Raw genomic sequence first — 13,414 nt, forward strand, 5'->3', positions numbered from 1 at the left:
GTTGTCCGTGCGGCGCAATTTCATCAGTCCATGCGAACGCCGCCGGTCACGTTGATGCCCTGTCCGGTCATGAAGCGGGCGCCGTCGGAGGCCAGGAACCGAACGACCACAGCCACGTCTTCCGGCTCCTCGATTCGCCCCATTGGCGTCAGCGTCACATATTCCTGACGCACCTCGTCTGGCGTCATGTTGCGAAGCTTGCCTTCCCAAATGATTTCACGCTCCTGCATGGCTGTGCGTACGAAGCCCGGGCAGACGGCATTGATGCGGATGCCGGAGGGAGCGAGTTCGCGTGCAAGCGCCTGCGTCCAGCCCAGAACTGCAAACTTGCTGGCGGAATAATGTGCCAGCAGCGGCGCTCCGACCTTGCCCGCGAGCGAAGCGGTATTGACGATGACGCCCTTGTTTCCCGTCGCCAGAAAATGGCGAACGACAATCTGGTTGCAGAGAAAAACACCCTTGGCGTTGACGTCCATGTTGAAGTCCCAGTCCTCGTCCGTCAGATCAACCGAGGCCTGCATGGTCGAAACGCCGGCATTGGCGCAAAGGATGTCGATGCCGCCCCGCTCGGCGATCACGGCATCCATCGCCGCCTGCACGGAGGCGCGATCGCGCACGTCGATGCTGCCGAAAAAAGCACTTTCGCCCAGTTCATCGGCAAGAGCAGCGGCGCGGTGACCATCAAGATCGAGGATCGTGACCCGCGCGCCATCTGCGTGAAACGTTCTGGTAATTGCCGCGCCGATGCCTGATGCACCGCCGGTGACCACGACTGATTTTCCTGCGAATTCCGACATGAAGCCCCTTGATCTCGCACGCTTGGAAACGAGCGCCATTTAACGATTTTGTGCATCTTTGAACATTATATAACAAATAACAACCTTTATTCACGCGTATGCCTGTGTTACGCACAAACAGCCGATGAATCGCGACCCTGGCAGCAACCGTCAGGAACGACGCGAAACGGCCAGACGCTCTTTGGCAACCCGTTTACGGAAACAAGCATGGAAAAAGGCCAACCCGCAGACACCGAGGTGGATCTTGAGCCGGATGCCGGTCCAAGCGAAGGCCGGACCGACCGGGTTCCGGCGGTGCTGCGGCAGACGCATATCATTGCTTCATTCGAAAAGAACGGTTTCGTGTCGATCACCAGCCTTGCCGACGAGCTTGGCGTTTCCGGTATGACGGTACGCCGCGATCTCGATCTTTTGGGAAAGCGCGGACTGCTCGAACGCACGCATGGTGGTGCGGTCGCCGCAGGTCCGCTGGCGACGCTCGCCTTCGACGAGGACGAGCCACCGTTCGAGCAGCGCATGCGCCGGCAGGCAGTGCAGAAATCCTCGATCGCCGAAGCAGCGGCGAAGCTGGTCGCCTCGGGCGAATCCGTCGGCCTCGATGTCGGCACATCCATCCTGGCGCTCGCGGGGGCCTTGGCGTCCCGGAGGGATCTGCGCGTTTTTACCAACAATCTGCGCGTCAGCATGCTGATGGCGGACGGAAAAAGCAACGTCTACATTCTGGGCGGGCAGGTACGCTGGCCAGAATATTCGGTGATTGGGCCGCAGGCGGTTGAAGCACTCAAGAGCCATTTTCTCGACAAAGTCTTCATCGGCGTTTCCGGTCTGGATCCAAGCGGCTTCTACGACTATTCGCCCGAAGATACCGAAGTCAAACGCGCCTTTATCGCGAATGCAGGCAGCGTGATCGTGCTGTGCGATTCATCCAAATTCGGACGCCGGGCCTTGTCGCGGATCGTCCCGCTTGAAAAGGTGAACATCCTTGTCACCGATGCGCCGCCCCCCGCCGATCTCGTCGCCGCATTGGGCGAGCGCGGTGTCCGGATCATCGTGGCCGCATGACGCGCTGACGCCAAGAGAGTGAGGATGCCACGTGGCGACACTTTTCTCCAATGGAAGGCTTGCCGAGGCCGGTCCGGTCGATATCAAGGTCCGCGATGGCCGGATAGAAGCGATATCGGCGGCCGGCACGGCACCGGTCCAGGCCGGCGAAACGGTGGTCGATCTCGGTGGGCGGATGGTCCTGCCGGGCTTGGTCGAGGGACATATCCATCTCGATACCAGCTTCTACGGCGGCAAGTGGATTCCCCACAGGCCCTGCACCAACGGTTTCGACGTGCGCGAACGTGTCTCCTTCCAGCATGAGAACATGGCGATCGCCGAGCCGATGGATGTGCGCGCCCGCAAGCAACTGGAGCTTTGTATCGCCAACGGCACGACCGCAATGCGCAGTCACGTCATGGTCGATGCTTCCGTGGGTCTCAGTTCGCTCGAAACGATCCTGACGGTCCGCGAGGAATATCGCAGCCTCATCGATCTCCAGCTTGTCGCCTTTCCGCAGAGCGGCATCCTGACAAGCCCCGGAACATCCGATCTCCTCGACAAGGCGATCGAGTTTGGCGCCGATCTGGTCGGAGGTCTGGACCCAGGAAGCTTCGACCGTGATATCGAAGGCCACCTTGCCGTAGTGTTCGGCGTGGCGGCGCGGCGCGACGTCGATGTCGATATCCATCTGCACGATGCCGGTTTGCTCGGCGTCTTCACGATCGAGCAGATCTGTGCCCGAACCCGCGCGCTCGGCATGGAGGGCCGCGTGGCCATCAGCCATGCCTATGCTCTCGGCGACGTCGCTCCCGACGTTGCGAAACGCGCAGCCGATGAACTGGCGCGCAGCGGTGTGTCGATCATGACCAATGCACCCGGCGCACAGTCGTTTCCCCCGGTCGCCTTGCTGCGCGCCGCGGGTGTCACGGTTTTCTCGGGAAGCGACAACATTCGCGATTCCTGGTGGCCCTATGGCGATGGCGACATGCTCGGCCGGGCGATGATGATCGGCTACCGTTCGGGATTCTATACCGATGAAGAACTGAATGCGGCATTCGATGTGGTCACCGCCTCCGGTGCCAGGGCCTTGCGACTAGACGGATACGGTCTCAAAATCGGCGCAAAGGCCGATTTCATTGTCCTGGAAGCGGAACATGTAGCCGAGGCTGTCGTCTCAGTTCCAAGATCGCGCTCCGTCTATAAAGGCGGCCGGCTTGTCGCTCAGGATGGAAACCTCCATTAAGTACAGATACACCTAAGTAATGGCTTCAGCCATCAGCGTCGGGGGCTCATCGATACGATCGACCATCGCAGGCCGGCGGTCGCGCCCGTGTCTACCTGCCATCGAATGCCAACCGTTGCCCGGTGTGAAACGGTCGGCTCAATGCGAACGTTGCAAAACCGGCATCCGCGCCACGATAACCAAACCGGAAGAGGTCCATTGGCGGGATACACCAACAGAATAGTCACCCATCTTCGGCAGGCCGGTGCCGTCGATCACCAGAAAGGCATCTGAAGCCCCGACAATCTTGGCGGCCTGCACTGCCAATTCCGCCTCCCCGGCAGGTCGCATGCTTTAACGTCACGATCCGCCCGTTCGAGCCGAGCGCCCTCTATCACCACGTCGTGTTCTGGCAAAAAGGCTGGCATCTTGGTCCTATGTTGCAAGAGGCCGCGAGTGTCTCATCGAGTGCGCGCAGGATAAGTCGAAGCGCCATAGCTGCTAAAGCGACGAACTACGTTTTGATTTTGATGGGAACCGAACCGACGACGCGTCAACCGGTACGCCGCGCGCTCACACCAAAATCGACAAAGCAGAAACGTAAGACCTTGACCACCACAACGGACCCGAACAATACCTAAGAGGCGGGTCACTTCTCAGTGCAAATCCCGGGTCAACTCTCAGCGCAAATCAACACTCAAGCGGGCCTATCTTTATCTCGTGAGAGTGCCAACCATTCGATTGACGCCGCCCCAATATTCCTTGTGCATGGTTTCGGCTGCCTCCGAGATTGCCAGCTTCCAGGCAGGTCCGCGATTCCATGCCTCTTCCACGGCATCAGCCAGTGAAGGCCCGTGGCCGGTGACCGGCAGGGCGTCGAATAGCATTCCTGCCTGTCTCAGGTCTTTATCCCGTTTGGCTTGGCCGCCAGCGTCATTTTGGCGGCGACCGGCAACGATAAGCTTATGCACTGCATACCTGCAAGGATCAGGGATGACCACCGAGATACCGGCACCATGTAGCAGGATCGAACGAACGGGATCACGGATCAAGAAATCCATGAACCTTAGCGGTTCGGCCGACGCGCCACCGAGAGCGGGCATGTTGGCGGGTTTGTCAGAATATTCTTCAGCTCCTCTGTTCGTCGTCATGAATTCGACCCGGTAGCCGGTTTGATTCCGGAAGGCATGAGATCGAGGGCTACCGCTGATGTGCGGCACGGCCCGGAACGTTGGATCAAGCCCTTTCAGGAGATCGAGGATCGGCGGCAGTGAATCCGCTACTTCGGCAGAGATCGCGAAATCCTGGGCTAGGTCTGCATCACCTGTTAGGATCGCCGCCGAGGGCAGACGGATGCCGAGATATGCTGAGTAGCATTGAAAAGCGACAGTGCCGATGAGAACACCGCGCAGCCGGAAGAGACCGGCCTTGGCAAGCGCTTGAACGACATCGCCGGTAAAGCGATCAGGAGCAATCAAACCGGCTTCCCGCGTCAGCGTGGAAACGAACTTGCGGCGTGCCTTATAGTCCGACTTCTCGCCCTTGAAGGTTTCGACCCGTTCCGAAATCACGGGATCGTCGGCAGGCCCGACATACCGGCGCTTCTGCCCGCCCTCACCGTCGGGTTGGTCGAAATACCAATAGCGCCGACCATCGACTGCCACCGGCACAAATCTACCCGACGGGGGGAAGTCTTCCGCCCAATCGTCATCGAATGCCCGTTGCTGAAGTTCCGCGACCATGGTCCGGAACATGAGATCAATCTGCTTGATCACGGCGGCCTCTATATTGTTTTCACAAATCTAGTATAGACACTGTCTTTGAGCAAGCGGTAGTCGGTACTACCCTGGGGCACTGACCCCACCTTCACGACACGAATACCGGGCTCCCGGCCAAGGCAGGGATATTCAGTCTAACACTTGTCACTATCCAAAGGCCTCTCTATATTGTTTTCGCAAATCCAATATAGTGAATCAGTTGAAACGCTTCTCCTTACTGTCTGCGTTTATAAGTTCGCTCCGCTCATATTCTGGTCCTCTCGGGACCGGATTGCAAAAAATCAGAGGGGTCAAGTCATCGCGCCTCCAAGAATTCCTCGGCTTAGGAGCGCAGCAAGGTTGTCAGCATTTCATAATCAGGTAGCTCATTGAGCAAGTCGCACGCCTTGAACCGAACCGAACCGGCGACCCTAGCATTCTTCCTATTCTAGTGGCCTTCCTATTCTAGTGGCGTCCTAAGCTGCTGTAAAAGTTAGCTGTTGAGGCGTAAGCAGATTTATGGAACTGGCGTTTGAAGAGGCGAATGGCCAGCCCAGCAATCGACACGGCTACTCATGGACCAACAATCAAACCCACAGTACGGCTAAGACGGTATCAACGTCCCAGGATCGGACTGCGTGTCCTTGAGGATAAAGTTGACGGCATATTTTTTGCCGCCGATATCCAGCCTTGAGCGCGTCGCTGACCAGGCCGAAATTCGTCTGCTTCGGAAAATGGGCTCAGCGGCCTGGATCGGGCGTTCGCCCAGGCGACATTGATCGTATTGACACCCGAGGCGAAGGAATTGCGGACGCTCGCCGGTATGGCAAATGCTGCAGCGGCGCCTCCCGCGATGCTGGCGGTGACGCGCAGAGACCGCGCCGTGTGATATCCGGATGCTTGCCCAAATTGTCATCCCAGACCAAGAGCGTTGGATAAATCGTCAGACCGCGACCTCTCTCTCCATGCGGGATCGCAGGCGGTTGCGGAGAAAGCCGCCGGCTTCCTCGATCGACTGCATGCCCTCGTCGAGCATCGGCGCGAAAAGCTGCCAGGAATGCACCATCCCCTCGAAGATATTGAGTTCGGCGGACACGCCTGCGGCCTTGAGCCTTTCGACGACGGTCACCGAGTCTTGTGGTCTTGCCGCTCTCGGAATCGTGGATTGCCTGGTTGATCTCGTCGAAGTCGTAGAATTTCACGAGCTTGTCGAAAGGGAAGCGGCCCTGGGCGTAGAGCTCGGCCAATATCGGAATGAAGGTGTCCGGGTTGGATTCGCCCTCGACGATCCCGATCAGACGGCGACCGCCGCTCATGAAGTGCACTTCGTCGAGATTGATCTCGGTGCCCATGGCCGACGCGCCGAGAATGCCGCAGGCGCCCATCGGCGCCAGCGCCATCACCGCGCTGCGGATAACGCTAGAAATCCCCGTCGTATCGAGCGCGAAATTCAACCCGTAGCTCGTGATCGCTATGATCTCGGCTGTCGCATCCACCTTGCCGGGATTGATCGTGTGCGTGGCGCCGAGTTCGCGCGCCATGGCCAGCCGCTCGTCATTCATGTCCACCGCGACGATGGTTGTCGCGCCGACGACCTTGGCCGCCATCAGGGCGGAGAGGCCGACCGAACCGGAGCCGAATACGGCGAAGGATTTGCCCGCCGAAACCTTGAGCGCGTTCATGACTGCGCCCGCACCGGTCTGGATACCGCAGGCGAGCGGTCCCAGCAATTCGAGCGGCGCCGTATCCGGTACCTTCACGACATTCACCTCATGGCAGATGGCGTGGGTGGCGAAGGATGACTGGCCGAAGAAGTTACCGTGAATACGCTCGCCGCCTGCCGAAAGCGCCCTCGAGCCATCCGTGCGTGCGGCAAAGAAATTGCGCGGGAAAAATTCGTGGCAATAGCTGATGTGGTGATCCATGCAACAGTGCTGATTGAAGCTGTTGAAGATCGGCGCCCAGGTCCGCGTCTCAGTCCGCCGCATCAAGGTGGCGATGGCTTCGGCCTGCCCCTATGCCGAGGAGTTTGCTCTGGCTCACGCCCGAATATGCGCTGCGGCCCGATGATGCCGCCGGACCTGAACCCACCCACCAACGAAAAAGGATACATCACCGGCCCAGACAAAACGCCCCACATCGCGGCGACGGCCGCGCGCGTCTTCGGCTGCGAGCCCGGCCCCGACCGCCGCCAACAGCCCAACGTCAACCAAAGCCACAGGCGCTGGTAGAGTCGAGGACAGGCGCGGTGACATGAGTCCCGTTTCCTGTCCCCGCTCGTCAAACCGGACGTGCCGATTTCCGGCATCCGGCTTTCCGACTGGCTTCACCGCATAGCTCTCGGAGGTGGCCCGATGTGGACGCGTCGAAGGCGCAGCACACCGCCCTCTCCAAAGACATAGTCATCGGAGAAACGGTGCGACCCGCGCCCTGCCACCTTGTGCCGCCGCGTGAGGAAGTTTCGCACACGCTCGTAAACATGGTTGTCGACCGCCCGATATGCCGGAAGGCGGGAGCCATAACCGAAGTAGGTCGACCAGCCGCGCAAAAGGCGGTTGAGCCGGTTCCGCACGTCGGGCCATGTCCCCATCTCACCGGGCACGAGCAAATCGCTCACCTTTTTCTTGAGCCGCTGGACACTTTTCCGAGATGGGCTTGCGCCCAGATACCAATGACCATCCTTGCGAAAATGCTCGGGGCCAAAGCTATAGCCAAGGAAGTCGAAATGCTCCTGTCGTGCATTCCTCACCGAGGTTTTCGCCTCATTGAGGGTGAGCCCGAGCTTCGCCATAACCAGCCGCGTCCACGACAGAGCCTCTTCCGCATAACCACGGCTGAGGATGACGAAGTCGTCGGCGTAGGAAACGACGTGGGCTTGGAACGCTTCTCCCCGTGCGGTCTGCCGCCAATGCTTCAGGAAACGGTTCATGTAGATGTTGGCCAGCATCGGACTCGCGACACCGCCCTGAGGCGTTCCGCTCGTTGCGTTGCGACCACCACTCATGCGCCGCTTGCCGTCGCCATCCCGTTCTTCAACAGGCGCTTTCAGCCACATCTTGATAAGATGCAGCACATGCCTGTCGACGACCCTGCGGGCCACGGATCGTAGAAGGTCCGCGTGCGGAATCGAGTCGAAATATCCCGACAAATCAGCGTCGACCACATCGGTGTAACCCCGGCATATTAGCCGGTGCACCTCCTTGACCGCCTGACCACCACCCCGATTGGGGCGATAGCCATAGGCGCTATCCTCGAAATCCGCCTCGAAGATCGGTTCAAGCACCAGCTTGGCGGCAGTCTGGACGACACGATCCCGAATAGTCGGAATACCGAGCGGCCTTTCTCCACCTCCAGGCTTTGGTAGCATGACCCGTCGTACCAGTTGGGGCCGATACGTTTTCGAAACGAGTTCCTCGCGCAGTCCCGCCAGCCACTCCTGCGCTCCCGCCGCCTCGATCCGCGCGAACGTCACGCCGTCGACGCCCGGCGAACCAGCATTGGAGCGGGCTAGCCGATAGGCATGGTACAGAATGTCGTCGCGACAGATCTTGTCGTAGAGAGCGTAAAAGCGGAAGGCAGGCTCCGCCTTCGCTTTACGATACAGCTTCCTCTGAAGAGTCCGGATCTTATCAGGCGTTTGCAGGCTCATCGCCAATCACCTCCACCTCATCATCGTCAAAAGCACACCAGAAGTCAGGGGCCTTCCCTCCACCGGCATTACCCGGCCTCAGCAGTAGTATGACCCTGTCCGACTCCCGCTCCAGACCGGCGTGCCAAGCACGCCGTTGAGGCCGCTACCCTCGCCCGGGACGGGTCTCCCCCGATTACCCGCACCACCTTTCCAGCGTGCCGTGCCCACTACCCCGGCGAATCGAGCGGGTGCGCTCGTCGATTTCTTCCCCGCTCGTGCTGCCTTCCCCTAATCTCAGGAGGGTCGGCATCCGCATCTTCACTTTCGAGGCCTGCTCAGGCTTCACACTCGTTACGGCCCACTGGATTGCTCAACCGCCCAAGGCGGCCTTTGTCACGAGGCTTCGGCCCGGCCGGTTACCCTGCCAAGCCGCTCGTCAGCTACCAGACCTATCGACAATTATCTGGGTGGAACCTTCCTCCACTGGTGTTACGCGCCGTCGGGGCGCACTGAGAGATGCGGGTTAACGTGACAATACCGGCAGCGCTTATCCCATCAAAGCAGAGCTGATTTTCCGAGATGCGGGCGGCCCTCAGGCCGTGCATCCATGAACGCTCCATCCAGCCTCCACGGGACCTGAACCTACTCAGTACATACAGACGCCAACAAGGAGACGCCAATGATGATTTGTGCCAACGAGACCAACGAAGGGGACATCCACACAGCTCGGCTGGTCACCCCACCAAAAGTACAGTCCCATAGCCCGGTTCAGCATCTGGCCGTGTTTGCCTGTTGGCGCAAGGAGCCCTCCACGCGATCTGCTAGGGTGCCCAACGCCGACGTTCTAGGGGGCCTTCGTGGGGAACGGATAAACTTCTCTGCAACAGCCGGAAGTGCAAGGACGCGTGTGCGCAACTTCCAAACGCCCGATCTGGCGTAGCCAGCGCAAAGCCCAAGCAAATTAAGATCATGTCCGCCCAGCAAAAAAGCCAGGTCTCAGATCAGTCGGATCAACGCATTAAGCTCGTTCATGAAAGTTGGAGATGACCGAATGAGACATACCTTCCCTTCAAAGCTAACCATCGGCATCTTTGATCACTTAGACGAGGACGGTCGCGACATCGCACAACAGTACGCAGACCGCCTGACGTTGGCCGAGACGTGCGATCGGCTCGGTTTTTATGCATATCACCTCGCGGAGCACCATTGTACCCCGCACGGGAGAGGCGCATCGCCGAATTTGTTCTTGTCGAGCGTCGCACAGCGCACTCGGCGGCTTCGTGTCGGCCCCTTGGTCATGTTGCTTAGCCTTTGTCATCCGCTACGCGCGTTTGAAGAGATCTGTACGCTGGACCAGTTGAGCGGTGGTAGGCTCGAGCTTGGCATAGGGCGCGGCTCTCTCCCGATCGAATTGAGATACTTCGGGATTGGTGCAGACGCGGTGCCGGAGCGCTACTTCGAAGCCAGCGAAATCCTCATGAAGGCAATGAAGGGCGGCACACTATCCTACCAAGGCTACCATTTTGAGCTAAACAATGTCCCTTTGACGCTGCGGCCTCATCAGCGTCCGCATCCGCCTACATGGATCGCCACCAACCGGCCCGAGTCTGCGGCTTGGGCCGCTGCGAACGGCGCAAACATCGCGTGCCAAGGACCCGCGTCTGTTGTTCGCAAAATTACTGATGCCTTCCGTTCCCATCGAGAGCACAACACTGGCGCGGACGACCCAGTGCCTTTTCTCGGATTGCTCCGAATGGTAGTGGTCGGACGTTCTGCCGCGCATGCCCATTCACTCGCGGCACCTGCTTACGGCCGATGGGTCAAGAACTTTAAATTCCTGTACGATCTCAACGCGATCCCCGTTCCGCCAAACTTGCCGCTGACCTTGGATGCCGCAATCGAGAGCGAATTGTGCGTGGTAGGAACGGCAGCTATCGTGCGCCGGGCTCTCCTTGAGCAGTTGGAAGAGGCGGGCGCCAATTACCTTCTTTGTCAACTCGCGTTTGGAGATCTGACACTGGAGGCCTCCCAGTACACCGCCCTGGCCATACAGTCCGGCCTTATAGATCGAAGCTGATTGAATGCGTAAAGCCGCCCCGAATTGCGGCTCCATCGCCGTATCGTTTCGTAAGACACGACAATGTCGCGCTCCAACAGCATTTCCTCGACCAGCCGCAGGCTCAAAGGGAACCGGAAGTACAGCCAGATCGCACGGGCGATGATCTGCGGTGGAAGCGGTGGTTCTTGTAACTGAGAGTCAGCGATTTCATCTCAGCCCCTCATGAGGCTGTGACCTAGAAAAGGACCATGACGCCGGCACGGACAAACAGGCTTGGCTAAGTCCCGCAGCGGGGGAGCGCGCTAGCAGCTAACTACGGCATTTGCCGGATACAGTGGTCAAGGACATCCACAGAGGAAAAACTAGCAAATGCGGTGTTGCAAGAAAGCGCCACAAGGGCGTGGGGTTGGCTCAAATTGTACTACTGAACCACAACCCGCAAAGGTCGACGTTGCCTACGATGCTACCCTGCGTCTACTCTACAGTTACGGCCGTGTACCGGGGCAGCATCTTAGGGAACAGGATCTCGGCTCGGTGTCTCGGGTGCCAGCCGATCGAGAGAAGGATCATCCAACAGGCCAAGTGAAATACGCATCCGAAATGACGCCCATGGAACAGGCGCGCTCCGTCTCTGCCGTCCACCTGCCCACCAGGGAGGGCATTGCAGAACCGCAATTGTCGCGCCCAAGTGGGCTCGTTGCTTACGCTATTGAGGAATTGCTGCTGCTCAGCGATGCCCCGGCCATGCCTCGGTTTGCGGATGAGGCTACCCTGCCATCAAAACATCGACCACAAAGAGATTGTGACGATGCGGGATCATTTGCGAACCCGATCCAGGTGGATTGCAGGCCCTTATACGGAGATTGGAGAGCACTACAAAGGGCCGGCAAATCTAATCTCAGCCCTAAGGTAGACAAATAGGCGAATGCGAAAATTACCCTTTGATACCGTTCTGATCGCCAATAGAGGCGAGATTGCCGTACGCATCATCAAGACCCTGCGCGAGCTTGAATTGCGCTCCGCAATTGTCTACCATGATCTGGATGCGGGAGCGCCGGCCGTCTCAATGGCCGACATGGCGATTGCCGTGAGCGGTCGCACGCCAGTGGCGGCCTATCTTGATACCGCACAAATCATCGCCGCCGCCCGCGAGGCGAGCGTCGGGGCGATTCACCCAGGCTATGGGTTCCTTGCAGAGAATGCGGAGTTCGCAAGGGCGGTGGTCGAGTCTGGGATCGCTTTCGTCGGGCCCACTCCTGAGAGCATCCAACTGATGGGTGACAAGATTCGGGCCCGCAACTTCGTTCAGCAGAACGGGTTTCCGGTCATGCATTCAGCGAACGAAGAAGATGACCCTGCCTCGTTCATTCTGAGGGCGCGATCCATTGGAGCGCCTTTGCTGGTAAAAGCATCAGCCGGCGGCGGCGGCAAGGGCATGCGGATCGTCCGCGACCTCGACACCTTGGAAGACGCCATTGCGGAGGCACGCAGTGAGGCGCAGCGCTACTTCGGAGATGGCCGACTCTACATCGAACGATATATCGAAAAGTTACGGCATATCGAAGTGCAGGTGCTCGGCGACTCCTTCGGAAACGTCGTTCATTTGTTCGAGCGGGAATGCTCGGTCCAACGCAGATTTCAGAAGGTCATTGAGGAGGCCCCCGCGTCAACGATTTCCCCGCGGTTCCGCCAGGGAATCTGCGAAGCTGCCGTGGGCATCGCTCGAGCCGCCAACTATCGAAACGCAGGCACTGTGGAATTCATCGTGGACGGAGGAGAGTTCTATTTCCTCGAGATGAATACGCGCCTGCAGGTGGAGCATCCCGTCACCGAAATGATCACTGGCATCGATATTGTTGCCGAACAGCTCTATGTCGCCGGGGGCCATGAGCTTAGATTTTCACAGTCAGATATCGTGTCGAAAGGACACGCGATCGAAGCGAGGATGTATGCTGAAGCTCCTGAACGTGGCTTTGCTCCTACGACGGGGAAGGTACTGGTACTCGAGTATCCCGACGGTCCAGGCCTACGGATCGACAGTGGCATCTCGCAGGGTCAGCAGATAACAACAGCGTTCGATCCCTTGTTGGCAAAGGTGATCGTACATTCGCGCACGCGTAATGAGGCTGCGCTGAAGGTCGAACGCGCGATGCGGGAGCTGGTGCTCCTCGGCTGCGAAACAAACGCGAGCTTTCTCGCGCGCGTCCTTGCCGACGAGCAATTTTTAAGCGGACAGGTCCATACCGGATATCTTGACGAAAATCCGCAGCTGACCGCTGCCGACTCCGCGTCCGACTTGTCGACCTTCCTAGCAGCCGCCGCTCTCCTGACGAGACCAGTGTGCGATTCGGCAGATGCCGTACCTGAGCTTCACGCCTCTCTCGGCGGCTGGAGAAACGCATGAACCACGTTTTCGAGCTTGAAGGTGTAGATTATCAGTTGTGGCTTTCACGCTGTCAGCAGGGGTATCGCCTGCATTTGGGGAACGAAATACTCGTACCGCTCGACTTCTCCCATCAAGGCGACGGTGGCGGCCTTCTTAGCATTGCCGGCGCAAACGAGTCGGTAAGGTTTGCGATCGATGGTGACACTATTCATCTGCATATTCGCGGCAGGACGCGCGTTCTGCGCTACCGAGACCCATTGTTAGCCCATTCGCTCGTGAAAAAGGATGCAGGTCTTCTTGTGGCGCGCGCGCCGATGCCAGGCGTGGTGGTTAAAACGTCAGTTTTGCCCGGCGACCAGATTTCCGCAGGCTCCGGGCTGATGGTGATCGAGAGCATGAAGCTGGAAAGCGTCATACGCGCGCCACAGGACGGGGTGGTCGACCGAATTCATTTTAGCGAAGGCGAGAGCTTCGAGCATGGCGCGATACTAGTTACGATCAAAGAGGAAGGGCATTAA

General features: G+C 58.8%; 9 protein-coding genes and 4 pseudogenes. 7 read left to right on the forward strand and 6 right to left on the reverse strand.

Features of this window, described 5'->3' with window-relative positions:
• Nucleotides 1-23 precede the first annotated feature (23 nt).
• Nucleotides 24-797 (reverse strand): SDR family NAD(P)-dependent oxidoreductase, encoded by a 774-nt coding sequence (locus tag BA011_RS29405; protein WP_065283419.1) that lies wholly within the window; start codon nt 795-797, stop codon nt 24-26.
• Between the two features lie 48 nt (nt 798-845).
• Here BA011_RS29405 and BA011_RS29410 point away from each other — a divergent pair, with 48 nt between their 5' ends.
• Both BA011_RS29410 and BA011_RS29415 read left to right on the forward strand, forming a co-directional pair.
• Entirely contained in the window at nt 846-1,859 is a 1,014-nt protein-coding gene (locus BA011_RS29410) for a DeoR/GlpR family DNA-binding transcription regulator (protein WP_237352721.1), read from the forward strand.
• Nucleotides 1,860-1,890: 31 nt separating this feature from the next.
• Entirely contained in the window at nt 1,891-3,084 is a 1,194-nt protein-coding gene (locus BA011_RS29415) for an amidohydrolase family protein (protein WP_065283420.1), read from the forward strand.
• Between the two features lie 138 nt (nt 3,085-3,222).
• Here BA011_RS29415 and BA011_RS42490 read toward each other — a convergent pair whose 3' ends face one another.
• From BA011_RS42490 to BA011_RS29425, 3 genes and pseudogenes are all read right to left on the reverse strand, one after another.
• Nucleotides 3,223-3,384 carry a hypothetical protein gene (locus BA011_RS42490; RefSeq protein ID WP_420493445.1) on the reverse strand — a complete coding sequence of 54 codons (162 nt, stop codon included), beginning with the start codon at nt 3,382-3,384 and terminating at the stop codon, nt 3,223-3,225.
• Between the two features lie 392 nt (nt 3,385-3,776).
• Nucleotides 3,777-4,835, reverse strand: coding sequence for a GSU2403 family nucleotidyltransferase fold protein (locus tag BA011_RS29420; RefSeq protein WP_231283901.1), 1,059 nt, complete (start codon nt 4,833-4,835; stop codon nt 3,777-3,779).
• Nucleotides 4,836-5,965: 1,130 nt separating this feature from the next.
• Nucleotides 5,966-6,772 (reverse strand): annotated as a pseudogene (locus BA011_RS29425) (NAD(P)-dependent alcohol dehydrogenase); the annotation flags it as partial.
• On the opposite strand from BA011_RS29425, the pseudogene BA011_RS42500 reads away from it, so the two are divergent.
• Nucleotides 6,759-6,890, forward strand: a pseudogene (locus BA011_RS42500) (transposase); the annotation flags it as partial. The pseudogenes BA011_RS29425 and BA011_RS42500 sit on opposite strands and share 14 nt — an antisense overlap.
• 256 nt (nt 6,891-7,146) lie before the next feature.
• Here the strand turns inward: BA011_RS42500 and ltrA are convergent.
• On the reverse strand, nt 7,147-8,469 hold the full coding sequence (ltrA, locus tag BA011_RS29435; RefSeq protein WP_186806473.1) for a group II intron reverse transcriptase/maturase: 1,323 nt from the start codon (nt 8,467-8,469) through the stop codon (nt 7,147-7,149).
• A 1,033-nt stretch (nt 8,470-9,502) separates the two neighbouring features.
• Here ltrA and BA011_RS29440 point away from each other — a divergent pair.
• On the forward strand, nt 9,503-10,528 hold the full coding sequence (locus tag BA011_RS29440) for an LLM class flavin-dependent oxidoreductase (protein ID WP_064245255.1): 1,026 nt from the start codon (nt 9,503-9,505) through the stop codon (nt 10,526-10,528).
• Here the strand turns inward: BA011_RS29440 and BA011_RS46605 are convergent.
• Nucleotides 10,465-10,721: pseudogene (locus BA011_RS46605) on the reverse strand (IS6 family transposase); the annotation flags it as partial. The gene BA011_RS29440 and the pseudogene BA011_RS46605 sit on opposite strands and share 64 nt — an antisense overlap.
• A 158-nt stretch (nt 10,722-10,879) precedes the next feature.
• Between BA011_RS46605 and BA011_RS46365 the strand changes: the two are divergent.
• The 3 genes and pseudogenes from BA011_RS46365 to BA011_RS29450 form a co-directional block, all read left to right on the forward strand.
• Nucleotides 10,880-11,044, forward strand: a pseudogene (locus tag BA011_RS46365) (GntR family transcriptional regulator); the annotation flags it as partial.
• Nucleotides 11,045-11,435: 391 nt separating this feature from the next.
• The gene (locus tag BA011_RS29445) at nt 11,436-12,914 is read left to right on the forward strand and encodes an acetyl-CoA carboxylase biotin carboxylase subunit (protein WP_064245254.1); all 1,479 of its coding nucleotides are present in this window, start codon (nt 11,436-11,438) and stop codon (nt 12,912-12,914) included.
• A complete protein-coding gene (locus BA011_RS29450) occupies nt 12,911-13,414 on the forward strand; it encodes an acetyl-CoA carboxylase biotin carboxyl carrier protein subunit (protein WP_081274371.1) in 504 nt (167 codons plus the stop codon). The genes BA011_RS29445 and BA011_RS29450 overlap by 4 nt, the downstream gene beginning before the upstream one ends.

It is taken from the genome of Rhizobium leguminosarum (genome assembly GCF_001679785.1).
GTDB lineage: Bacteria > Pseudomonadota > Alphaproteobacteria > Rhizobiales > Rhizobiaceae > Rhizobium > Rhizobium leguminosarum_R.